The organism is Pseudomonas sp. HLT2-19-2 (assembly GCF_054898005.1).
The window spans coordinates 2,057,476-2,079,595 of record NZ_CM142712.1; the positions used below are offsets into that span (position 1 = coordinate 2,057,476).

Annotated in this window: 25 protein-coding genes and 1 pseudogene; 10 read left to right on the forward strand and 16 right to left on the reverse strand. The window is 57.9% G+C overall.

Annotation, left to right across the window (positions count from 1 at the left end; all coding sequences use genetic code 11):
• Nucleotides 1-26 precede the first annotated feature (26 nt).
• From ACYZTU_RS09555 to ACYZTU_RS09570, 4 genes and pseudogenes are all read right to left on the reverse strand, one after another.
• Nucleotides 27-314, reverse strand: a pseudogene (locus tag ACYZTU_RS09555) (EAL-associated domain-containing protein); the annotation flags it as partial.
• A gap of 214 nt (nt 315-528) precedes the next feature.
• Complete coding sequence (locus ACYZTU_RS09560) at nt 529-870, reverse strand: hypothetical protein (RefSeq protein WP_461969674.1); 342 nt, start codon at nt 868-870, stop codon at nt 529-531.
• Nucleotides 867-1,256: a phage holin family protein gene (locus ACYZTU_RS09565; RefSeq protein ID WP_461969676.1), complete on the reverse strand. Its 390-nt coding sequence runs from the start codon at nt 1,254-1,256 to the stop codon at nt 867-869. The genes ACYZTU_RS09560 and ACYZTU_RS09565 overlap by 4 nt, the downstream gene beginning before the upstream one ends.
• Nucleotide 1,257: 1 nt before the next feature.
• A complete protein-coding gene (locus tag ACYZTU_RS09570; RefSeq protein ID WP_461969678.1) occupies nt 1,258-1,572 on the reverse strand; it encodes an ElaB/YgaM/YqjD family protein in 315 nt (104 codons plus the stop codon).
• A gap of 326 nt (nt 1,573-1,898) precedes the next feature.
• Here ACYZTU_RS09570 and ACYZTU_RS09575 point away from each other — a divergent pair, with 326 nt between their 5' ends.
• Nucleotides 1,899-3,107: an ammonium transporter gene (locus ACYZTU_RS09575; protein ID WP_461969679.1), complete on the forward strand. Its 1,209-nt coding sequence runs from the start codon at nt 1,899-1,901 to the stop codon at nt 3,105-3,107.
• Here ACYZTU_RS09575 and ACYZTU_RS09580 read toward each other — a convergent pair.
• On the reverse strand, nt 3,104-4,816 hold the full coding sequence (locus ACYZTU_RS09580; protein ID WP_461969681.1) for a cation:proton antiporter: 1,713 nt from the start codon (nt 4,814-4,816) through the stop codon (nt 3,104-3,106). The genes ACYZTU_RS09575 and ACYZTU_RS09580 overlap by 4 nt on opposite strands.
• Before the next feature lie 213 nt (nt 4,817-5,029).
• On the opposite strand from ACYZTU_RS09580, the gene ACYZTU_RS09585 reads away from it, so the two are divergent.
• The 4 genes from ACYZTU_RS09585 to ACYZTU_RS09600 all read left to right on the forward strand — a co-directional run bounded on the left by ACYZTU_RS09585 (nt 5,030) and on the right by ACYZTU_RS09600 (nt 8,168).
• Nucleotides 5,030-5,266 (forward strand): glutaredoxin family protein, encoded by a 237-nt coding sequence (locus ACYZTU_RS09585; protein ID WP_461969683.1) that lies wholly within the window; start codon nt 5,030-5,032, stop codon nt 5,264-5,266.
• A 148-nt stretch (nt 5,267-5,414) separates the two neighbouring features.
• The gene (locus ACYZTU_RS09590) at nt 5,415-5,732 is read left to right on the forward strand and encodes a hypothetical protein (RefSeq protein WP_008145883.1); all 318 of its coding nucleotides are present in this window, start codon (nt 5,415-5,417) and stop codon (nt 5,730-5,732) included.
• 71 nt (nt 5,733-5,803) lie between these two features.
• Entirely contained in the window at nt 5,804-6,694 is an 891-nt protein-coding gene (locus tag ACYZTU_RS09595) for a pseudouridine synthase (RefSeq protein WP_461969685.1), read from the forward strand.
• Between the two features lie 136 nt (nt 6,695-6,830).
• Nucleotides 6,831-8,168: an IS4 family transposase gene (locus ACYZTU_RS09600; protein WP_461968601.1), complete on the forward strand. Its 1,338-nt coding sequence runs from the start codon at nt 6,831-6,833 to the stop codon at nt 8,166-8,168.
• Between the two features lie 52 nt (nt 8,169-8,220).
• Here the strand turns inward: ACYZTU_RS09600 and ACYZTU_RS09605 are convergent, their stop codons facing one another.
• Both ACYZTU_RS09605 and mobA read right to left on the reverse strand, forming a co-directional pair.
• Nucleotides 8,221-8,442, reverse strand: coding sequence for a YgdI/YgdR family lipoprotein (locus ACYZTU_RS09605; RefSeq protein ID WP_282380102.1), 222 nt, complete (start codon nt 8,440-8,442; stop codon nt 8,221-8,223).
• A 76-nt stretch (nt 8,443-8,518) separates the two neighbouring features.
• Nucleotides 8,519-9,121 (reverse strand): molybdenum cofactor guanylyltransferase MobA, encoded by a 603-nt coding sequence (gene mobA, locus ACYZTU_RS09610; RefSeq protein WP_461969687.1) that lies wholly within the window; start codon nt 9,119-9,121, stop codon nt 8,519-8,521.
• An 81-nt stretch (nt 9,122-9,202) separates the two neighbouring features.
• On the opposite strand from mobA, the gene moaB reads away from it, so the two are divergent.
• Both moaB and ACYZTU_RS09620 read left to right on the forward strand, forming a co-directional pair.
• Nucleotides 9,203-9,742 (forward strand): molybdenum cofactor biosynthesis protein B, encoded by a 540-nt coding sequence (gene moaB, locus ACYZTU_RS09615; RefSeq protein ID WP_461969689.1) that lies wholly within the window; start codon nt 9,203-9,205, stop codon nt 9,740-9,742.
• Nucleotides 9,726-10,952 (forward strand): molybdopterin molybdotransferase MoeA, encoded by a 1,227-nt coding sequence (locus ACYZTU_RS09620; protein WP_461969690.1) that lies wholly within the window; start codon nt 9,726-9,728, stop codon nt 10,950-10,952. Before moaB ends, ACYZTU_RS09620 begins: the two co-directional genes overlap by 17 nt.
• A gap of 64 nt (nt 10,953-11,016) precedes the next feature.
• Here the strand turns inward: ACYZTU_RS09620 and ACYZTU_RS09625 are convergent, their stop codons facing one another.
• Nucleotides 11,017-11,325 (reverse strand): hypothetical protein, encoded by a 309-nt coding sequence (locus ACYZTU_RS09625; protein ID WP_461969692.1) that lies wholly within the window; start codon nt 11,323-11,325, stop codon nt 11,017-11,019.
• Between the two features lie 228 nt (nt 11,326-11,553).
• Here ACYZTU_RS09625 and yegS point away from each other — a divergent pair, with 228 nt between their 5' ends.
• Complete coding sequence (yegS, locus tag ACYZTU_RS09630) at nt 11,554-12,471, forward strand: lipid kinase YegS (RefSeq protein ID WP_461969693.1); 918 nt, start codon at nt 11,554-11,556, stop codon at nt 12,469-12,471.
• Here the strand turns inward: yegS and ACYZTU_RS09635 are convergent.
• The 3 genes from ACYZTU_RS09635 to ACYZTU_RS09645 all read right to left on the reverse strand — a co-directional run bounded on the left by ACYZTU_RS09635 (nt 12,455) and on the right by ACYZTU_RS09645 (nt 14,817).
• Nucleotides 12,455-13,114 carry a response regulator gene (locus ACYZTU_RS09635; protein ID WP_449644150.1) on the reverse strand — a complete coding sequence of 220 codons (660 nt, stop codon included), beginning with the start codon at nt 13,112-13,114 and terminating at the stop codon, nt 12,455-12,457. The two genes, yegS and ACYZTU_RS09635, sit on opposite strands and share 17 nt — an antisense overlap.
• Nucleotides 13,111-14,004 (reverse strand): sensor histidine kinase, encoded by an 894-nt coding sequence (locus ACYZTU_RS09640; protein ID WP_461970998.1) that lies wholly within the window; start codon nt 14,002-14,004, stop codon nt 13,111-13,113. The genes ACYZTU_RS09635 and ACYZTU_RS09640 overlap by 4 nt, the downstream gene beginning before the upstream one ends.
• A 342-nt stretch (nt 14,005-14,346) precedes the next feature.
• The gene (locus ACYZTU_RS09645) at nt 14,347-14,817 is read right to left on the reverse strand and encodes a hypothetical protein (RefSeq protein WP_461969695.1); all 471 of its coding nucleotides are present in this window, start codon (nt 14,815-14,817) and stop codon (nt 14,347-14,349) included.
• Nucleotides 14,818-15,280: 463 nt separating this feature from the next.
• Between ACYZTU_RS09645 and ACYZTU_RS09650 the strand changes: the two genes are divergently transcribed.
• Together ACYZTU_RS09650 and ACYZTU_RS09655 are read left to right on the forward strand one after the other, a co-directional pair.
• Nucleotides 15,281-16,216: a chemotaxis protein CheV gene (locus ACYZTU_RS09650; RefSeq protein WP_461969697.1), complete on the forward strand. Its 936-nt coding sequence runs from the start codon at nt 15,281-15,283 to the stop codon at nt 16,214-16,216.
• Between the two features lie 91 nt (nt 16,217-16,307).
• Entirely contained in the window at nt 16,308-17,114 is an 807-nt protein-coding gene (locus tag ACYZTU_RS09655; protein WP_461969699.1) for an MOSC domain-containing protein, read from the forward strand.
• Between the two features lie 71 nt (nt 17,115-17,185).
• Here the strand turns inward: ACYZTU_RS09655 and ppnP are convergent, their stop codons facing one another.
• The 5 genes from ppnP to atuD form a co-directional block, all read right to left on the reverse strand.
• A complete protein-coding gene (gene ppnP / locus ACYZTU_RS09660) occupies nt 17,186-17,470 on the reverse strand; it encodes a pyrimidine/purine nucleoside phosphorylase (protein WP_307332261.1) in 285 nt (94 codons plus the stop codon).
• Nucleotides 17,471-17,539: 69 nt separating this feature from the next.
• Entirely contained in the window at nt 17,540-18,082 is a 543-nt protein-coding gene (locus ACYZTU_RS09665) for a 3'-5' exonuclease (protein ID WP_461969701.1), read from the reverse strand.
• A 71-nt stretch (nt 18,083-18,153) separates the two neighbouring features.
• The gene (locus tag ACYZTU_RS09670) at nt 18,154-20,115 is read right to left on the reverse strand and encodes an acetyl/propionyl/methylcrotonyl-CoA carboxylase subunit alpha (RefSeq protein ID WP_461969702.1); all 1,962 of its coding nucleotides are present in this window, start codon (nt 20,113-20,115) and stop codon (nt 18,154-18,156) included.
• Nucleotides 20,116-20,159: 44 nt separating this feature from the next.
• Entirely contained in the window at nt 20,160-20,957 is a 798-nt protein-coding gene (locus tag ACYZTU_RS09675; protein WP_461969704.1) for an enoyl-CoA hydratase/isomerase family protein, read from the reverse strand.
• Complete coding sequence (atuD, locus tag ACYZTU_RS09680) at nt 20,954-22,111, reverse strand: citronellyl-CoA dehydrogenase (RefSeq protein ID WP_461969706.1); 1,158 nt, start codon at nt 22,109-22,111, stop codon at nt 20,954-20,956. The genes ACYZTU_RS09675 and atuD overlap by 4 nt, the downstream gene beginning before the upstream one ends.
• Between the last annotated feature and the right edge of the window lie 9 nt (nt 22,112-22,120).

Sequence of the window (22,120 nt, forward strand, 5' to 3'; positions counted from 1 at the left end):
TTTCGCAGCGGTGCCTGCAAGTGGAACTAGAGCCCGACGGCGTCAATATCGATGAGCAGCAGTCGCTCACCGTTATCGAAAAATTGCCCGGCGGTGAGGCAGTACTGGTTACTGGTGGCATCGCGGTAAGTGTTGGAAAGCGTCAGCCTGCGCTCATCCCAACCCTCTGCCAGCAGGTGATAGAAATAGGGACGCCATGACCAGTTGTGGCCCAGGTAGCGGTTGTCAGCCTCCCAGCCGTTATTGCGCCACTCAAGATTGGGCGACAGCTGCGTGCCATGGCGGTCGCATTGATAAAAGCGCAACAGCCAGGGGCGGCCCAGTGCCTCGACGCCAGCGATACGGCCGGTGGCGGTATCGATGAACGGCTGAAAGCAGGCGAGCGGTTGCCCGTCGATCACGAGGCCTCCTTAATAAGGTCTTGTTCTTGGATTAATCCTGGTTACCGGGTAGGCATGCAGGATTGAACCCCTCGATAGAGAGGTTCATCCCGGCGGTATTGCAAGAATGCAGCCAGATAGCGGCTGATCAATGTTTGCGCGAAGAGCCTTGCATGACCAACTTGATCAATGGCCCCAGCGTGGTGCCCAGGTGAACCAGTCGAGTCAGGCTGCTGACGCCGCCGCTTTTGGCGCCCTTGCCAGTCAAGAAGCCCAGCAAGGTGACGGCTGCCATGCCCCAGAGTGGGGCGTGCTTGATGCCGAAACCTTCCTGCAGGTTTTGCGACATACCGCGTACACGCTGCAAAGGTTGCAGCAATTGTGCGGATTCATGGCGGATTTCCTGACGATGCATTTCCATGCGCAGGCGGATCAGCGCCTTGCGCATTTCTGTGCGCGAGCTGTTGTGAGGCAGTTCAGGCAGGTTCATGGCAGCAGGCGCTCCCGATCGTTGGCCAATTCTTCCAGAGTGCCGTGGAAGGGTGAGGACTCATCGAAAATCGCCGCTCTCAAGCGCATCCCGCAGAAGATGCATGCAAGGATGTAGAACACGCAAAGTGCGATGATAGCGGGCAGGCGATAGGTATCCCAAAACAGGATCATCACCAGCGTCGACAACCCCACCAGTAACAGCAAGGCAAAGACCAGCGCCAAGCCTGCAAACAGCAACAGGCTTACAGTGCGCGCTTTTTGTTCCTGCAATTCGATGCCGAACAGTTCGACATGGCTGTGCAGCAATCCAAGAAAAGCGGCACCCAGGCGCCGCGGTGAGGAGCTTGTGCCCGTCGCGGACGAGCCGGATTCGCTGATCGCCATATCAGCGCCGCGTTGCCAGCAAACCAATCATTAAACCTACGCCAGCCGCGATGCCGACCGATTGCCATGGGTTTGCCTGAACGTAATCTTCGGTGGCGGTGACGGCTGCCTGGCCGCGTTCGCGCAGGGAATCTTCGGTCAATTTCAAGGTTTCGCGGGCACGCAACAGACTGTCGTGGATCTGCTCGCGCAACTCATCGGCCTGATCGCCGGCCAGGGATGCGGTGTGTTCCAGCAACCGTTCGGTGTCGCTGACCAGTGTCTGAAAATCGTTCATCAGGATCTCTTGAGCAGTCTTTGCCTTGATGCTGGCCATTGGTGGATCTCCGTAAGTGGCGTCTGTTGCTTTCGAGTATGAGCCTTGCGCGAAGGTTCAGTACAAATGTCTGGTACAACTTTTGCTACGTCGTGGTGCGTCTGCCTGCGCCGTTGCGCTGTTGCTGGGCATGATTTCAGGAAAACCTTAACTCTAACAATCAAAACTCGCGCAAACGTCCGGGTCTTGATTTGCCTTCATGAATTTTGTGCGCCAAAGCGGTTCACCGCGATCGGCTCCTTGATTCCGGCAAGTCGCAACTTGGTGCATGAATTGTTTTCGCGAACTGCTTTGGTGCTTTTTTCAGCCGTAAGGTCTGCCAACCCATGGAAAATCTGCAAAGCGCTGTGGACAGTCTGGTCCATAGCTCCAATACGTTGTTCATTCTGATCGGCGCGGTCATGGTGCTGGCGATGCACGCCGGTTTCGCCTTTCTCGAAGTCGGCACGGTTCGACAAAAGAACCAGGTCAACGCCTTGTCGAAGATCCTCAGCGATTTCGCTATTTCGACCCTGGCCTACTTCTTTATAGGCTATTGGATTTCCTATGGGGTGACCTTCATGCAACCGGCGGCTGTGATCAACGCTGATCATGGCTATGGACTGGTGAAGTTTTTCTTTCTGCTGACCTTTGCGGCGGCGATACCAGCGATCATTTCCGGGGGGATCGCCGAGCGTGCCCGGTTCGTCCCTCAGTTGTGCGCAACGGCATTGATCGTAGCGTTCATCTATCCCTTCTTCGAGGGGATGATCTGGAACGGCAACTTTGGCCTGCAAGCCTGGTTGCTGGAACGCTTTGGCGCCAGCTTCCATGACTTCGCGGGCTCGGTCGTGGTCCACGCCATGGGCGGTTGGCTGGCCCTGGCAGCGGTGTTGTTGCTCGGGCCACGTCAAGGGCGTTATCGCGATGGAAAATTGGTGGCGTTCGCGCCGTCGAGTATTCCGTTTCTGGCGTTGGGTTCGTGGATTCTGATCGTCGGCTGGTTCGGTTTCAACGTGATGAGCGCGCAGACCCTGCAAGGTGTCAGCGGGCTGGTGGCGGTGAATTCGCTGATGGCCATGGTCGGTGGAACCGTGGCGGCGCTGATCGTCGGGCGTAATGACCCAGGCTTTCTGCATAACGGTCCGCTGGCCGGATTGGTGGCGATCTGCGCCGGTTCCGATCTGATGCACCCGGTGGGTGCGCTGGTGACGGGCGCTATCGCCGGGGTACTGTTCGTCTGGTGCTTTACCGCGGCCCAAGGCAAATGGCATATCGATGATGTGCTGGGCGTCTGGCCGTTGCATGGTTTGTGTGGCGTCTGGGGCGGGATCGCCTGCGGCATCTTCGGCCAGAGCGCATTGGGTGGTCTGGGTGGCGTGAGTCTGATCAGCCAGTTGATCGGCACTGCGCTCGGTGTGGTCGTGGCGCTGGCCGGTGGTTTTGCGGTGTATGGCGTGATCAAGGCGTTCCATGGTCTGCGCCTGAGTCAGGAAGAAGAGTATTACGGTGCGGACTTGTCGGTGCACAAGATTGGCGCCGTGAGCCAGGACTAGTTCTCTTCATCGTCAGCACCGGGATAAAACCCGTGCAGCAGGCGATAGCGGTCATGCCGCACCTGATCGACCCGGTCCTGCACTTGCTGGCCGGGCAAGCCGAGCATGATCAGCGCATGGGAGGCGAGCATCAGGCTGGACTCCAGCAACTCGGGCACGACTTCGCTGGCACCGGCCGCTTTCAACTCGGCCAACTGACTGTCATCGCGGGTGCGCACCAGGATCGGCACCGTCGGGTTGAAGCGGCGTGCCTCCTTGAGTATCAGCAGGGCGATGTCAGTTTTGTCGACGGCAACCACCAACAGCCTTGCGCGCTCCAGCCCTACGGCAACCAACAGCTCGCCGCGACGGGAGTCGCCATAATGCACACAGCTTTCAACGACGGCTGCTTCCTGGACTCGCACCGGATCACTGTCCAGCGCAATGTAGGGTTGATGCTCATGGCGTAAAAAACGGCCGATGGACTGGCCGACGCGACCGTAGCCACATATAACGACATGGCTGTGTAACCCGGCATTGAGCGCGCTGATTTCTTCAAGTTTCGCTTCTTCGTTGGGTTTGCGGTGCACGTGTGTAGCGATACGAGGCGCGGCGCGCAGCAGCAACGGCGTGACCAGCATCGAACAGAAGGTCGCCGCCAGCAGCAGGCCGCCGAGGTCGGCGGGCATCAGTTTGTTCAGCTGCATCTGTGCCATCAGCGCGAAGCAGAACTCGCCGCCCTGGGCCAATGCCAAGCCGCTGCGCCAGGCGGTTTCACCATCGCTGCCGCGCCATTTGACCAGCAGGGCAACGACGCTGCCCTTGATCAGCAACAATCCCAGGGTCAGGCCGAGGATCAGCAAGCCGTGGCTGGCGAACAACTGCAAGTCGATCAACATGCCGATACTGACGAAGAATACCCCGAGCAGGATGTCGCGGAACGGGCGGATGTCGGCCTCGATCTGATGCCGGTAGTGGCTTTCCCCCAGCAGCATGCCGGCGAGAAACGCACCCAGGGCAGGGGAGAGGCCGAGCAGGTGAGTCAGCCACGCTGTCAGCAGCACAATGACCAGCGCCAGAAGTACGAATAGTTCCGCGGAACGGGCCGCCGCCACTTCATGGAACAGCCGTGGCAGTACCCAGCGACTGGCCAGCAGCAGGCCGACGAACAACACGACGGTTTTCCCCAGCGTCACTGGCAGCGCCCAATACCAGGCCTGATCGCTGCTGCCAGCGAACACTGGCACCAGGGTCAGCAGCAATACAGCCACGATGTCCTGGAACAGCAACACGGCGATGGCATTCTGGCCGTGGCTGCTGAAAATCTCGCCAAGACTGCGCAGCTCTTTACTGACAATGGCAGTGGAAGAAAGCGACAGGCCGGCGCCGAGTAACAGCGCAGGCGTGATTGGCATGCCGAGCAATATCAGCAAACCGCCCAGCAGCATCCCCGAGCACAACACCTGCAGACTGCCAAGCCCGAACACCACTCGGCGCAATGCGAGCATTTTCGACAGGGAAAATTCCAGCCCGAGGGAGAACAGCAGGAACACCACGCCCAACTCTGCGAGGTCTGGTAACTCTTCGCTTTCATTTATCCAGTCGAACGCCGTCGGCCCGATCATCAGCCCCACGCACAGGTAGCCCAGCACCGGTGGTAAGCGCAGGCGCTGGAACAGTGCAATCACCACCAGGGAGGAGGCGAGGATGATTAACAGGTTGGCGAACACAAAAAAACTCCGGTGATGGACACTGGCAACACAAGCGTAGAGGCAAAAAAAGCCGTGAGCATGTCGCAAGTGATGTTCAGGCCGATTGATGTGCGTCAGGGAGTTGCCGAAATCACTTGAACCCCGGCTTTGGCCCAGACGTCCGGATCACTGGCTCGACTGCTTTTCATGGCGGGCCTAGAATGAACGCCTACTTTGCCGGGTCTTATTGTCATGCCTCCTGAATGTCAGCTGTTCGGCACCCTTGGGTGTCATCTCTGTGAAGTGGCCGAAGCCATGTTGATGGAATTTGTCGAGCGCGGTCTGCTGGTCGAACTGGTGGATATCGCGGACGACGAAACATGGTACGAAGCCTACAGTCTGCGTATTCCGGTGTTACGCCGGATCGATACTGGCGCTGAGCTGGACTGGCCGTTTAGTGCCGATCAGGTTGTGGCGTTCCTGAGTTAAGCGGTTTTTGCGGTGACGGTGTTCCCGCCTGTCGAACTTTGCGATTGATCCCCTTGGCTTTACCGGTGCTGTTCGGATACTGTATGCGCATACAGTTATTCGTAATGCCTGCCTTGCGTAGGCAGTCCGGGCGTGAGAGGGATGAATCGTGGTCAATGTCGAACAATTGAAGAACAGCGTGAACCGGATGTCGGCGGACGTGGTACGCGAGGCTGTCCTCGAATTGCGTCTGGATGGCCTGGTGACAGAAGGAAAAACCCCCTTCAACAAATTGCATTTCAATACCTGTTTCGCCGAAATCGAAGCCTTGTTCCAGCGCGCGGGCTATCACCGGCAACTGGATGTCGTGGGTTATCAGGGGTTGTTGTACGCGCTTTATGATCCCGGTCGCTGGGAAGCGGTCGATGTGTTGCGCTGGCTCAAGGAATTCACCGAAGCGGCAGCGCGCACGCAGATACCGGCTTGAAGATTCTCTTCTAGGTTCGTTCCGGCCGCTGCTGGATAATGCCGCCCTGTATTGAGGGTTAGAGCTTTCGTATGTCCACTTCATCTTTTTCTGCTGCACACAACCAGGCCAGCACGCTCTACTTGCCGCCTGGCCCGTGGCAGACCGTACTCGATTGTCTGTGCGAACACTTCAGTGCCATCGGCCGTGAACAATGGCTGGACAGAATCGCCCGCGGTCGTGTGCTTGATGGGCAAGGCATGCCAATCGCCCTGGACTTGCCTTACAAGGAAGGCCTGCGGATTCACTATTTTCGCGAAGTGCCGGACGAAAAGCCGATCCCGGTGGTTGAATCGATTCTGTACGCGGATGAGCATCTGGTAGTGGCGGACAAACCGCATTTTCTGCCAGTGACTCCTGCGGGTGAATACGTGGAGCAGACCCTGTTGCGACGGTTGATCCGTCGACTCGATAACCCGCATCTGGTGCCTTTGCATCGCATTGACCGGCACACGGCGGGGCTGGTGCTGTTTTCCGCCAATCCTCAGAGCCGTTCGGCGTATCAGTCGTTGTTTCCTACGCGACAGATCGAAAAGCGCTACGAGGCAATTGCCCGAGCGTTGCCTGAACTTTCTTTTCCATTGGTCCATAAGAGCCGGCTCATCGATGGCGAGCCTTTCTTCCGCATGCAGGAAGGTCCTGGCGCCAGCAATACCGAGACGGCAGTCGAGGTCAGGGAGAAGAACGGTGACCTCTGGCGTTATGCGCTTTACCCGGTGACGGGCAAGAAGCATCAATTGCGGGTGCACATGACCGCTTTGGGTGCCAGTATCTGCAACGACCCGTTTTATCCGCAGGTATTCAAGGATGTTGAGGACGACTACGCCAATCCTTTGAAACTACTCGCTCAGGGGCTACGGTTTGTGGATCCGGTCACCGGCCAGGAAAGAGTATTCGAAAGTACCATCACCCTGCAGTGGTGATCGCGAGTTCAGCAAATCTGCTGATCTTCAGCCACGAAAAAGCCCGCATAAAGCGCAATGCTGTTCACTTAAGGATTGTTGACTAATTCTCAGGCAGCAGGAAAATCCGGAATCTGATAAGGATTCCGGATTTTTTATGTCTGTTGCTCAGGATTTAAGTGCTGTTCTGGACTTCGCTGAACAGCCACTCTCACGCCTTGGGGTGTTCACCGATCACATTCCTCAGGATTGGATCACCGCTGCGGCCGCTCTGGCGGACAAAGCGACTATCCGACGTCGACGCCTGCCTTCGGACATGGTCCTTTGGCTGGTAGTGGGGATGGCGCTTTTCAGAGGAGAGCCAATAGTTGAGGTCGCTCGCCGACTCAATATCTGTGCCGACGGCCTTGCCAATGAAGTGCTTTTGGCCAAAAGCGGCCTGTCTCAGGCGCGCCAGCGCCTGGGTAACCAGCCCGTGGCCTGGCTGTTTCAGCAGTGCGCCAATACCTGGGGATACGAGCGCTACCCGCAAGACGACTGGCACGGCCTTCAGGTTTTTGCCGTCGACGGTGCCTTGTTTCGAACCCCGGAAACGTCATCATTGCGCGAACATTTTGGCTCCGGCAATACCTCCTCCGAGCGTCAAACTCCCTATCCGGTGCTGCGCCTTGTTGCGCTGATGAACGCCCGCTCTCACATCATCGCCAATGCGGCTATCAGCCCTTACCGCAAGGGCGAAATCCCGCTGGCCAAGGACTTCGTCGAGACCATACCCAATCATTCGGTGACACTGCTGGACAAAGGTTTTTTCAGTGCAGACTTGTTGTTGAGCATCCAAAGTACTGAGAGAAACCGGCATTGGATGATCCCGGAGCGCAAAGGTACGGTTCGTACAGAGATTGAACACTACGGCGATGGTGATTACCTGGTACAGATGAAAGTCTCGCCGCAGGCACGCAAGAAGAACCCACTTTTGCCTGAGTACTGGCAAGTACGGGCCGTCACCTATGAAGTCGAAGGGAAAGAAAAAACCGTCTTCACCTCGCTGCCGGCCTCACACTTCAGCGCCGAACAGATCGCCAGCCTTTATCACGAGCGATGGGAAATAGAGCTGGGCTTCAGGGATATCAAAAGCTCGATGCAAGACAATGCCTTGACCCTGCGCAGCAAGACCGTGGATCTGGTGTATCAAGAGTTGTGGGGACTGTTACTGGCTTACAACGTGGTACGTCGGGAAGCCAGCCAGGCGGCGGTTGCTCATAAGCGAGCGCCGAGCGAAGTGAGTTTCAAGTTTGCCTGTCGGCACATCGCCAGCCATCTCGTCGTCATGGCTGGAGCAGTGTCGCCGTCACACACACCAAGACGTCTGGAAGAGCTTCGCGGCAGCATCGGTGTGCTTTTCATAACAAAACGCCCCAGACCGGCGAGGCCCAGGGCGGTGAAGATGTCAAAAACCCGGTATCCGGTTAACCGCAAAGCTGCTCCGCTTAAGTGAACAGCATTGCGCATAAAGCGGGCTTTTCCATATCAGGTTGTCACCGCAAAAATTACAGCTCTTTAACGGTACGAACCTGATCCTTGTTGATGCGGGTCTGCTTGCCATCCAGTTGTTCGAATTCGTAGAAACCCGAATCTTTGTCGAACTGTGGCGCGTCGACAGCCTGGATTTCTCGACCGTCATTCAAGGTGATCACTGTAGGCGATGCGCAACCGGCGAGGGTAGCGAGGCCCAGTGCGAGCATGAAAGTGGCGAGGGTCCGTTGAGTCATGAGTGTGTCTCCGAATATGAATTCTTTTGGTTACTGAGCTTGAGACGTGTACAGCGCGCGCAAGTTCCTTCTCCTGTCAGTCTGACACAGTGTTGAGGGCACTTAACAGTTCTGGTGTGTTGAGGTTGGCCAGGCGCGGGTCATTGTCGGGGCATTGCAGGGCAGTAGCGCCCAGTTTGCGCATGAGGCGACCCGGGCTGCGTTCGCCGTCGTTCCAGGCACTGTCGAAATCTGCCAAGAGTGCCACGGGGATAATGCACAACAAGGGTTCCCAGTGTTGACCATGGCGCAGCATCAACGGTAGGTCCGGGTGCTGGCTGGCTGCTTCGCGCATGCTATTGAGCAGCGCGGCATCGATGAGTGGTACGTCACAAGGCAGCACCAGCAGATGCGCATGGCGGGCGGCCTTCAGGCCAGCGCGAATACCGGCCAGGGGGCCTGGAAAGTCGCCTTCATCGTCATGAACCAGCTGGTCGGCGTAGGGCGCGTACTTTTCCAGGTTTCTGTTGCAGGAGATGATCAGATCATCGCTTAACGTTCGGGTCTTGCGGTGCAAGTGGGCAATCAGCGGCTCGGCGTGCCATTCCAGCAATCCTTTGTCCTGACCGCCCATGCGTTGGCCACGACCACCTGCCAGGAGCAGAATGGAACAGGGCGGCAAATGTGTATTCGAGGTCATGGCAGGTCTCCATGGGAGCGGCGAAAAAATGAGGCGCTGTGATATAACACCGGGCTGTTTCTCCTACAACTGGATGAGCCTATGACAGCCAAGGCTGATGTACCTTTCGCGCCGCTCAACATCGCGGTGCTGACGGTCAGCGATACCCGTACCCTGGAAACCGATACCTCAGGCCAGGTCTTCGTCGACCGGTTGAGTGCCGCTGGTCATAACCTTGCGGCCCGTATTCTGCTCAAAGATGACCTCTACAAAATTCGTGCGCAAGTCGCCAACTGGATTGCCGACGATGTCGTGCAGGTCGTGCTAATCACTGGCGGTACTGGTTTCACTGGACGCGACAGCACTCCGGAAGCGGTGATTTGCCTGCTGGACAAACAGGTCGACGGTTTTGGTGAGCTATTCAGGCAGATATCGGTGGCGGATATCGGTACCTCTACTGTTCAGTCCCGTGCCCTGGCCGGCTTGGCCAATGGCACGCTAGTCTGCTGTTTGCCGGGTTCGACCAATGCCGTGCGTACCGGTTGGGATGGCATTCTTGCCGAGCAGCTCGATTCGCGGCACCGCCCGTGCAATTTCGTCGCTCATCTCAAACAGGCGGCACCCTGTGAATCCCGCGGGTAAGCCAGGCAAGACGGATAGTCTGATGGCTGTCGAGGTGGCACTGGCACGCTTGCTGGCATTAGCTGAAGCTTCACCGATTCGTGAGCGTGAACGCTTGCCATTGGCGCAGGTTCAGGACCGCGTGCTGGCCGATGACTTGGTCTCGACGCTCGATCTACCACCTTGGCCCAATAGTGCCATGGACGGTTATGCCTTGCGCACGGCTGACTGGACTGGAGAGTCACTGGTGGTCAGCCAGAAGATTTTTGCCGGACAGGCTCCGGAGCCCTTGAAACCCGGCACCTGTGCACGAATCTTCACCGGTGCGCCAGTTCCCGCAGGTGCTGATTGCGTCGAGATGCAGGAGAACACCGAGGTTCAGGCGGATGAGCGAGTCCGTTTCACCGAAACCATGGCCTCCGGACAAAACATCCGCCCTCAAGGCCAGGAATCCACTGTAGGTGAATTGATTCTACCAGCCGGCACGCGCCTCGGGCCGATCGAACAGGGGCTGGCCGCATCGCTGGGATGTGCAGAGCTGGATGTGATTCGCAAGGTTCGTGTTGCTGTTCTGTCCACCGGGGATGAACTGATTGAACCGGGTCAGCCTCTGGGGCCGGGACAGATCTACAACAGCAATCGTGTGTTGCTTTGTAGTTGGTTGCAGCGCTTGGGCTGTGAAGTGATCGATGCCGGTATTCTTCCGGATGATTTAGCAACCACTCGCGCTCGCCTTGGTGAATTGAAGGATGTCGACCTGATTCTATCGACCGGTGGTGTATCGGTGGGAGAGGCGGACTTTCTGGGCATTGCCTTGCGTGAAGAGGGCGAGTTGACGTTGTGGAAACTCGCCATCAAACCAGGTAAACCGCTGACATTTGGGCATTTTCGCGGCGTACCTGTAATTGGTTTGCCTGGCAATCCGGCGTCGACGCTGGTGACCTTTGCTTTGTTGGCAAGGCCCTATCTCTTGCGTCGACAGGGCGTAAAAGAGGTTGAGCCTTTGAAGTTCCAGGTTCCGGCAGGGTTTACCTGGCCCAAAGCAGGCAATCGGCGCGAGTACTTGCGTGGACGTCTGGAGAATGGCCGGGCAATCATCTACAAGAATCAGAGTTCTGGTGTACTGCGTAGCGCCGCCTGGGCCGATGGTCTGGTTGAGGTGCTGGAGGATCGCACGCTGATCGAAGGTGACTGCGTTAGCTTTATCCCGCTGAGCGAAGTCCTGAGCTGATTCCTGCCGCAGGCTTGCCGCAAACCCGGTTGATCGAACCGGGTTTTGCGTTCATGGCTAACCCTCAATGAGCCAGGAGTGTCACGACCTGGTCAAAACGGCTATTGGCGATCCAGGCCAGAAGCCCGATGACTACGGTCGTTCCGCCAGCCGAATAGGCAAGCCTGTGTTTGATGGATTTGACGTCACTACGGACTTCATCCATGTCTCGTCGGATGTATTTTAGGTGTGTCTCCAATTCAACGACGCGAGGTTCCATATCAACTTCTCCAGTGGGTTTAGCGCTGACTTTGAATTCAGCTTGATGATTGGCGCGTTTTTCTGCGAGCGGTACGACCGGAATGACCGGTGACCTGATCTCATGGCTTTGCATGGCACGTCCCTGTGTGTTTCCTGCTGATGTTTGATAACCGCAGACGCCAAGGTGTACCAATCCCACTTGCCGGTCAATTGAGCCGATTCCTCAGGTTTTGTAAGAAAAAGTCCCGCCTTGTAGGACGCCATGCGGCTCGCCGACAAATAATTCAAATTTTTTCGACTTTTATGTGGCGCGACGAGGTCAACATCTCCCATACGGAATTCAATCTTGGGAGTGACAGCAATGAGCGATCGCAAGGCACTGTTGATTCTGCATGGCAAGCAAGCGCTCAACGAGGCGGTTCGTTCTGCCGTGGAGGGCAAGCGCAAACAGGGTTGGGAGCTAGCCGTTCGAGTGACCTGGGAGGCCGGCGACGCACAGCGGCTGGTGGATGAAGCGCTGGCGGCAGGCTACATGCAGATCATCGCCGGCGGCGGTGATGGCACCTTGCGTGATATTGCCGAGGCCATGGCGGCGCATACAACGCAGGCCAGCCTGATACTGATGCCCTTGGGGACCGCCAATGATTTCGCTCGTGCCGCCGGCGTGCCTCTGGAGCCCGATCAGGCGCTGGCTCTGCTTGACACTGCGCCGAGCGCCATTGATCTGGGGGAGGTCGGCGGGCAGGTGTTCCTGAATATGGCCACGGGCGGTTTTGGCAGTCAGGTCACTGCAAACACCTCGGAGGACTTGAAAAAAATCCTCGGGGGCGCGGCCTATCTGTTCACCGGTTTATCGCGATTCAGTGAATTGCACGCGGCCTATGGCGAGTTGCAGGGTCCTGATTTTCAGTGGAGTGGCGAGCTGTTGGCATTGGGCATCGGCAATGGCCGACAGGCCGGCGGCGGACACGTGTTGTGCCCAGAAGCGCTGGCGGACGATGGCCTGCTGGACATCAGTATTCTGCCTGCTCCGCAGGAAGTCGTCGGGACCTTGAAAAACCTGCTGACCGATGGCTTCGGCATCGACAACATGTTTGTACGAGTCCGATTGCCCTGGGTAGAAATCAAGGTTGCGGAAGGCCTCTACATCAACCTCGATGGCGAGCCTCTGGAAGGCGACAGCTTGCGTTTCTCGGCTCGTCCGGCAGCACTGCGCGTACATTTGCCTGAAAACTCACCGCTGCTGGGGTCATCGCAATTGATCAATCATCCAGGCTGATGATCTGCTCGCGAACGGCGAACAGCACCAGGCCCGCCACATCGTAGATCTGCAAGCGCTTCATGATCTGTGAGCGATGAGTTTCGACCGTCTTGATACTGAGACCCAGGCCGTTGGCGATCTCCCGGGTGGATTTTCCGCGAACGATCAGCCGAAGGATTTCCAGCTGACGCGCTGTCAGGTTGTGGGAGTCAGCAGGTTCCGGCTGGTGTTTCTGAGATCGGGTCAGCGCCTGGTTAATGACGGTGTGGGCGATGGCCGGGCTCAGGTAGCGTTCGTTGTTACGCAAGGCTTCCAGGGCATGTTCAAGCTCGGTGGCCGTGGTGTCCTTGAGCAGGTAGCCATGTGCGCCGGATTCCAGTGCCTGCATGATGAGTGCAGGATCGGTGTGCATCGACAGGATTAGCACCTTGCTCTGCGGGCGAACTCGCTTGAGTCGCTGCAAGGCTTCAAGGCCGCTGGTTTCCTTCATGGAAATATCCAGCAGGACGATGTCCGGGGACAGCTGCTCGACCATCTCGAGCAACTGCGAGCCATCATTGGCCTCACCGATTACCGCGTAGCCTGGAATATCCAGCACCAGAGCGCGCACGCCTGCCCTGATAAGCGAGTGGTCATCCACCAGAAGTAAGTTACAAGTCAATGCATAACCTTATTCGAGCTGGCCCGTTCGAGCGCACGAGGTGCCCAGGGGAAGAGAGCTTCGATTTGAGTGCCTTTGCCCGGCTCGCTGGTAACGCTCAATGTGCCGCCGAGCTGATCGATCCGTTCCGACATCCCCGCCATTCCGCGCTGCCCTTCACGACCTGGATCCATCGATGGCGCGAAACCCAGACCATCGTCGCTGATCGACAGCGCCAGTCCCTGAGGCAGACGTTGCAGGCGGACCTGCAGATTTTGCGCGTCGGCATGGCGCAGTATATTGGTGACCGCTTCCTGGGTTATTCGAAAGGCGGCCAGCGCCATTTCTTCCGGTATACCGGTTAAGCGCTGATGGCATTCCAGGCTCCAGTGCACCGACGTGTTGGCCAGTGTCTTGAGTAAATGCGCACGCAGGCTGGCTTCCAGCCCGAGACTGGTCAGCTGCCTGGGATTGAGAATGGCCGATACATCCCGAACTTTGGTCAGGGTTTCTTCCAGCGTGTCGCAGAGCACCGAACATTGGCCCTGAAGTTCTTCGGGCATTCGGCGCTTGAGCCAGTCACTTTGAAGTTTTGCCGCGGTCAGCAACTGGCCGATGTCGTCATGCAGTTCTCGACTGAGCCGGTGACGTTCGTTTTCTTGAACCTCCAACAGCCGGTCGGCCAACTCTTGAGGTTGAAACTTTATCGATTTGCGCGAGAGGCAATGCTCCACCCAGACGCAGGTCAGCGCCGCAACATTGAGCACCAGCAGGCTCAGCGGCAGGCGAGTGGACAGACTGTAAATCAGCAGGCTGCCAATCGCCGAGCAGGTACACAACATAAGCGTGACCAAACGCGCGTTTTTTCGGGAGGGTGGGCATAGGGTGATTGACTTGAGGCTGGCGTACATAGCGGATGGAGCCAATGGATGTTCGCTGCGGGAAGACCGGTCATAACGGATGACGGTCTCTGTCTGGAGTCACTCTGCCATTAATTGACGTCAACTAACGGGCGGCATAATACCACTTAAGATACCGTTGGTCGCGTTTGGTATATAGGTCTGAAGAGTCAGAAAACAGGAAGTTATGGACGTCGGCTCCATAATGGAAAAAGTTGTGCGGCAGGAATTGTTTATTGGGTTCGAATTGTCGTTAACGGGTATGGAATATTCAATTGCGACATAACGTCGCTAAAGTTAGAGAGGCAGTCACGGCAATAAAAAATCGGAGCACGGCATAGTGCTCCGATAAATTCAGGCTTGCCGTCCTGAAAAGGAGACGAGTGCGAACGGTTTGGAATTAGCGGGTGGATGAAACTGACTGTGTCCGACCTGGCAGGCGAAGGCTTCGATCAGAGAGGTCTGTTCACTGTCATCGAGGCTGAGTTGGCCGGTGTTCTGATCGATAAGCTCGAGTTGCCAGGCGATCAACGTCAGGCAGTCTTTCAGCGCACCCAAGGCCTGCTCGTGCAAGTCCACGTGATTCTGGGCGTGGCTCAGCAACCCATGAATGTGCAACGAAAACTCCGAAACCGCTGCCAGAGCAAGCGTATCAGCCTTTTTGGCCAGTTTGAGCAGGGTGCTGAGCATGCAGTCGATGGCGTCCATGTCATTGCTGATCAGTTGCAAATGACTCAGGCATTCCTCGGTTTTGTCCAGGAGCGTCTCAGCTTCGACGAGAAACTCCGCGTGCTGCTGAGCCCATTCTTTACGATCGTTCGGCATGTTTATCTCCACAACGTCATGTCAAATGAGGGAATGTCGTGTGTGTCGACGAGGACGGTCGGAGTAGCGGCATTGCCGTGCCATCGTAAGATCGCGCTCCGGCCTGTCTGGCTGCAGGCTGGGGAACTCGATAGGGGGGATGGCCACTGACCTGCGATCGCACACAAAAGCCTGACTCCGTTCATGCAATGAGAATGGCGTCACATTAATGGCTATTGGATATTGCGAATATCAGGTTGGGCCTGATTGCTACTAGGGGAATCCCTTACACAAAGGAACCACCCGAACGAAACGAGGTCTCGCGGGAGGGAATGAAGCAGATGAAGTCACTTGGCCAGTAAAGCATGATGTTAATGTGACATCAATGTTTGATCGTGGCATTTTACAGGGGGGTCAAGGTCCGGCAAAAACAGCCGATAACCCCCTTTAGTGAATTTCATCAGAACAAGCCCAGGAGTCATTGATGGCCGGCATTCTCGACACGGTAGACCAACGCACGCAACTGGTGGGTGAGAATCGCCTGGAAATTCTCATGTTCCGGCTGGCCGGGCGGCAATTGTTCGCAATCAACGTTTTCAAAGTGCAGGAAGTGCTGCAACTGCCGAAGCTGACCCTGATGCCCCAGCGTCATCCGTTTGTCTGCGGCGTGGTCAACCTGCGCGGCCAGACCTTGCCGGTGATCGACCTGTCCCAGGCGATCGGCATGCGTCCGCTGGTGCCAAGCCCTACCAGCACGATCATCGTCACCGAGTACAACCGTTCGGTGCAGGCGTTCCTGGTCGGCGGCGTGGACCGCATCGTCAACATGAACTGGGAAGCCATTCTGCCGCCGCCGGCCAGCGCCGGTCGTCAACATTACTTGACCGCTATCAGCAAGGTCGACGACCAGTTGGTGGAAATCATCGACGTCGAAAAAGTCCTGGCGGAAATTGTCCCGTACAACGCGAAGGTATCGCGCGACAAACTCGAAGATCCGGTTCTGGAACGTGCCCGTGGCCGTGAAGTGCTGCTGGTGGACGACTCTAACGTGGCACTTTCGCAATTGCGTGACACCCTGGGTCAGTTGGGCGTGAAGATGCACATTGCCAGCGATGGCTTGAAGGCACTGAACATGCTCAAGGCATGGGCCGATACCGGTGTGAACATGACCGACAAACTGCTGATGATCTTCACCGACGCGGAAATGCCGGAAATGGACGGCTATCGCCTGACGACGGAAATCCGCAACGACCCGCGTCTGCGTGGTCTTTACGTGGTGATGCATACCTCGTTGTCCGGTAGCTTCAACGACTCGATGGTCAAGAAAGTCGGCTGCGACAACTTCCTCTCCAAATTCCAGCCGGACAAACTCGTCGATGTGGTGCGCCAGCGTCTGATGCTCGACGAAGTGCCTGCCTGACACCCCACGCAGAGGCTGGCCTGAAGTCAGCCTTTGATTCGGCGATCAAGCTCGTATAGGGTGGCGTTTTTTGCCCACCAGGGAGCTGGCCATGTTGCGTCTGAGCGCGCTTTATCGTTATCCGTTGAAATCCGGCAAGGGCGAGATCCTGCAGCAGGTCAGCCTCGACAAGCTGGGCCTGGACGGTGACCGACGGTGGATGCTGGTGGACGAGGCCAGCGGCCGTTTCCTGACCCAGCGCGTAGTGGGGCAGATGAGTCAGTTGTCGGCGCTGTGGAATGCCGAAGGTGGCTTGACCCTCAGTGCTCCGGGACGCTCAGCGATCGATATTGCCTTGCCGGCCAGCGACGCTGAACTGCGCGGCGTGACCATCTTTCGAGACAGTTTGCGAGTCCCCGATGCCGGTGATGAGGCCGGTGCGTGGGTCAGTGAGTTCATTGGCAAGCCGACGCGTCTGGTGCAAGTGCCGCTCGATCGCGCGCGGACCACCCAGGCCGGCTACGGCAAGGATGACGATCAGGTGGCCTTCGCCGATGGCTTTCCGCTGTTGCTGATCGGACAGACATCCCTGGAAGACTTGTCGCAAAAGGTCGGGCGTGCGCTGGAAATGCTGCGCTTTCGGCCCAATCTGGTAATTGCAGGTAGCGAGGCGTATGCCGAAGATGGCTGGAAGCGCATCCGCATCGGCGATGTCGAGTTCCGCGTGGTCAAGTCGTGTTCACGCTGCATTTTGACCACCATCGACCCGCAAACCGGCGAGCGCAGTGAAGATCGCGAACCGCTGGCGACCCTGCAGAAATACCGCGCGCAGGAAGACGGCGCAATGTTCGGCCAGAACCTGGTCAATGACGGCAATGGCCAACTCGAAGTGGGCATGCCGGTCACGGTCCTGGAATAAACGACCCTGAATGATAAATGCCCGTGTCCAAGGACACGGGCATTTTTTTGTCGCTGTGAAAACTCGGGGGTTTAGCCGCGGTATTCGCACAGGTAAGCCGTGTCGACGGCCACTTTCAACTGGAACTTGCAGTTGGCGGGTACGTTGAACTGGCTGCCGGCGGCGAAGGTTTCCCAGTCGCTGCTGTCCGGCAGTTTGACGGTCAGGGCGCCGGTTACCACGTGCATGATTTCACGCTGGCTGGTGCCGAATTCGTATTCGCCCGGTGCCATGACGCCGATGGTCGCAGGACCTTCAGCGGTGCCAAAGGCGATCGACTTGACGGTGCCGTCGAAGTACTCGTTGACTTTAAACATGGGCGATTCCTCGAAAAGGGCTAAAAAGGGCTGGCCAGTATGCACAAGGCCCTTGGCGCCGTCACCTCTCTAGACGGGGAGAACCAGTGGTAACAGACGCGCTGTATTGCGCGCGTCTTCCAGCGCCCGGTGTTGCTGCCCGGTAAACTGCATGCCCGCAAGTTGCAGAGCGCCATTGAGCCCCAGCGGGCGTTCCAGCCGACGAGCCTTGGCAAAGCGCTGCTTGAGGTTCATGTGCGGCACTCGGCTCAGGGCGCTGTCGAGTTGCAGTTTCTGCCATTCCTGAAGCAGCTGTTTGCGATCGTAATCGCCCCAACTGGCCCAGCCTTCGAGGCGCGAGTGATGCTGGCCGAGCCAGCATTCGAACGATGCCCAGACCTCGCTCAGAGGCTGCGCAGTATCGATGTTGGCCTGGGTGATGTGGGTCAGTTCCCGGCAAAACGGCGTCAGCAAAGGTCGATGCGTCGGGCGCACGAAGCACTGAAAGCTATCCAGTTCTCGACCTTTTCGGTCCACCAGGGTGGCGCCGATTTCGATAATTTCCATTTCAGTTACTGGCCAACCACCTTCATCGGTGGTGGCTTCGAGATCAATGACCAGCCAGTGAGGCATCGCAGGGTTCCTGGTATCCGCGTCCTGATAGGGCTTGAGCGTAGCCAAAGCCAGCGGATCCGCCTAGCGGCTTATTCGACCTCCAACAAAATCTGACGATTTTTCACCTGATCACCGACCCTGACCTGCAAGCGTTTGAGCACGCCGTCGATGCCCGACTTGAGCGGATGCTCCATTTTCATGGCCTCCAGCACGACCAACAACTGGCCTTTGCTGACCGGACTGCCCTCAGTGACCAGCACGTCGACGATCGCCCCGTCCATCGGAGCCTTGAGGGTGCCGGTGCTGACGCTGACCTGGCTGCTGACCAAGGCCTGGGTCCGATCCACCAGCTGTAAACTGCCAGGCCGGGTGAACAGCCAGAGTTGTCCCGCCTCAAGACGGTAGGCATGGCGTCGCCGGATACCGTTGACTTCCAGGCTGGCCCAGCGTCCGTCGCACTGGATGATCGTTAATTCAACATTTTGCTCAGCGACTTGAATCCGATACGGTTCCCCCGGCACAGCGTTCAATTCCACTGACCAATCCTGATCATCAAGGCCGATTCGATAGTGCAACGGCACGCTGGCGTTGTTGCGCCAACCGGCCAGTGGTGCGGGATGAACCTGTGCCCAGGCCTGGTAGAACAACGCTGCGGCGATTGCCAGTTCTTCAGCGTCGGGTACTCGGGTGTGCAGGCAGGCATGGTCGGAAAAATACGTCGGGATGAACCCGGTGTTGAACTCGCCACTGATGAACTGCGGATGTTCCAGCAGACTGGCGAGCAAGCGCTGATTGCTTTGCACGCCGAGCAGTACGCTGTCCTGCACCGCTCGCAGCAACTTGCGCCGGGCTTCTTCGCGGGTAGCACCGTGGGCAATGATCTTGCCCAGCATCGGGTCATAGAACGGGCTGACGTTCTGGCCTTCGATCAGGCCATGGTCGATTCGTATATCGCCCTGCAACGCTGGCTGCCACGCGGCAATGCGACCGGTTTGTGGCAGAAAATCGTGCGCCGGATCTTCGGCGTACAAACGGACTTCCATGGCATGTCCGTTGAGTTGTACGTGTTCCTGACGCAGCGGCAGCGGCAGCCCTTCAGCGACGCGTAACTGCCAGGCCACCAGATCGAGGCCGGTGATCAATTCAGTCACCGGGTGTTCCACCTGGAGTCGGGTGTTCATCTCTAGAAAGTAAAACTGCCCTCGCGCATCCAGCAGAAACTCGACGGTGCCAGCGCCGACGTAATTCACCGCGCGACCGGCTTTGAGCGCTGCTTCACCCATGGCTTGACGCAATTGGGCGGTCATCACCGGGCAGGGGGCTTCCTCGATGACTTTCTGGTGGCGGCGCTGGATCGAACAATCGCGCTCGCCGAGGTAGATCAGGTTGCCGTGCTGGTCGCCGAACAGTTGAACCTCGACGTGGCGCGGATCAACCAACGCCTGCTCAAGAATCAGCTCGTCACTGCCAAACCCGTGCAGCGCTTCGGAGCGGGCGGTGCGCAGCTGTTCCAGCAAGTCATTGGCCTCGTGCACCAGGCGCATGCCCCGCCCACCACCGCCGGCACTGGCCTTGATCATCAGCGGATAACCGATGCGTGCGGCTTCGCGGCTCAGGGTGGCGTCGTCCTGTTCGGCGCCCTGATAGCCTTTGATGCACGGCACACCGGCTTTGATCATGGCGAGTTTCGACAGGCGTTTGCTGCCCATCAGTTCGATGGCCTCGGGGCTGGGGCCGATGAAAGTGATGCCGGCATTCTGGCAGGCGCGGGCGAACCCTGCGTTTTCCGAGAGGAAGCCGTAGCCGGGATGGATTGCGTCGGCACCAGTGCGCCGGGCGGCGTCGAGCAATGCCGGGATGCTCAGATAAGACTGCTGTGCCGCGGCCGGGCCGATGTTCACAGCTTCGTCGGCCATCTGCACATGCAGGGCACCGGCGTCGGCATCGCTGAACACCGCGACCGTGCGATAGCCCAGGGCCTGGGCGGTGCGCTGGAGGCGGCAGGCGATTTCACCACGGTTGGCGACCAGGATTTTTTTCAGGGTGGGCATGGCTTCTTCCCTTAAGTGTTGCGGTCAATGTGATGGAGATGCTGTTAAGGCGCCCACCCCGGTTTACGCTTTTGCACAAAAGCCATGGTCCCCTCGACTCCTTCAGCCCCGGTCACCGCCTCGCTGAACCACTCGGCCGCTTCATCCAGCAACGCATTCGACGGCTGCCCGGCACTCGCCAGCAACAGTTTTTTTGTCCGCGCATTGGCCTCCGGCGCGCAGCACAACACATGGGCCAGAATTTCATCGAGACGCTCGGCCAACGCTTGCGCGTCATGCTCGACAAAATGCACCAACCCCATGCGCCGTGCCTGTGTGCCATCGAAACGTGCCGCGGTCAGCGCCAGTCGGCGAGTCTGAGTCAGGCCGATGCGCTGCACCACGAACGGCGCGATCTGCGCGGGCAGCAGACCAAGGCTGGTTTCCGGCAGACCGAATTGCGCCTGGTGATCGGCCAAGGCGACGTCGCTGACGCAGGCCAGACCAAAACCACCGCCGAGCACCGCGCCTTGCAGCACCGTGATCACCACTTGCGGCGCGTGTTGCACCGCTTGCAGCAGCGCACCAAACGCTCGATTCAAGTCGCGATAGGCGCTCGGACCTTGAGCGCGTGCATTGGCCATGTCCTTGATGTCGCCCCCGGCGCAGAAATGCCCGCCGGCACCGCCGATCACCAGCGCGCGAATACCTCGGTCGTCACGCACTGCTGCCAGTACCGAACGCAGTTCGGTGACCATTTGCAAACTCATGGCATTGCGGCTTTCGGGGCGGTTGAGGGTGATGTGCAGGACACCGTTATGGGGTTCGAGCAACAAGGTCTGGCAAACAGGCAGGGTGCTCATTTCTTTTTCCCCGGCAGGATGCCCATGAGTTTGCAGATGATCCCCAGCATGATTTCGTCGGCACCGCCGCCGATCGACACCAGCCGCACATCGCGGTAAGCGCGGGCCACCGGGTTGTCCCACATGAAGCCCATGCCGCCCCAATATTGCAGGCAACTGTCGCTGACTTCGCGGCCCAGCCGTCCTGCCTTGAGTTTGGCCATGGACGCCAGGCGGGTGACGTCCTGGCCTTTGATGTATTGCTCGGTGGCCTGATAGACCAGCGCCCTCAGGCATTCGATTTCGGTTTGCAGTTCGGCCAGTCGGAAGTGGATGACCTGGTTGTCGATCAGCGCATTGCCGAAGGTTTTGCGCTCCTTGCAGTACTCGATGGTGCTGTCGATGCAGTACTCCAGGCCCTTGATCATGTTCGCCGCGCCAAACAGCCGTTCCTCCTGAAACTGCAGCATCTGCATCATGAACCCCGCGCCTTCATGGCCGATGCGGTTGCGTTGCGGCACCCGCACGTTATCGAAAAACACCTGAGCGGTTTCCGAGCTGCGCATGCCGAGCTTGTCCAGGTGCGAGCTGAGACTGATGCCCTGCGTGTTCATCGGCACCATGATCAGCGACTTGTTGATGTGGGGTTTGTCGTCCGAGGTGTTGGCCAGCAGGCAGATGAAGTCCGCGCTCGGTGCGTTGGTGATCCACATCTTGCTGCCGTTGATCACGTAGTCGTCGCCGTCTTTGCGGGCGGTGGTCTTCAAACCGGCTACATCGGAGCCGGCGCCGACTTCGGAAACACCGATGCAGCCGACCTGCTCGCCAGTGATGGCCGGCCGGAGAAACTCTTCGCGCAATTCATCGGAACCGAAGCGGGCGAGGGCCGGGGTGCACATATCGGTTTGCACGCCGATGGACATCGGAATCCCGCCGCAATGAATGGTGCCGAACGCTTCGGCAGCGACGATTGAGTAGCTGTAGTCCAGACCCATGCCACCGAACTTTTCCGGTTTGGAAATCCCCAACAGGCCAAGATCACCGGCCTTGCGAAAGATCTCGTGGATCGGAAAGCGTCCGGCCTTTTCCCATTCCTCGACGTGAGGATTGATCTCGTGATCGACGAATTGGTGGACAGTGCGGCGCAGTGCTTCGTGTTCCTGGGTGAAGATCATTTTTATTGT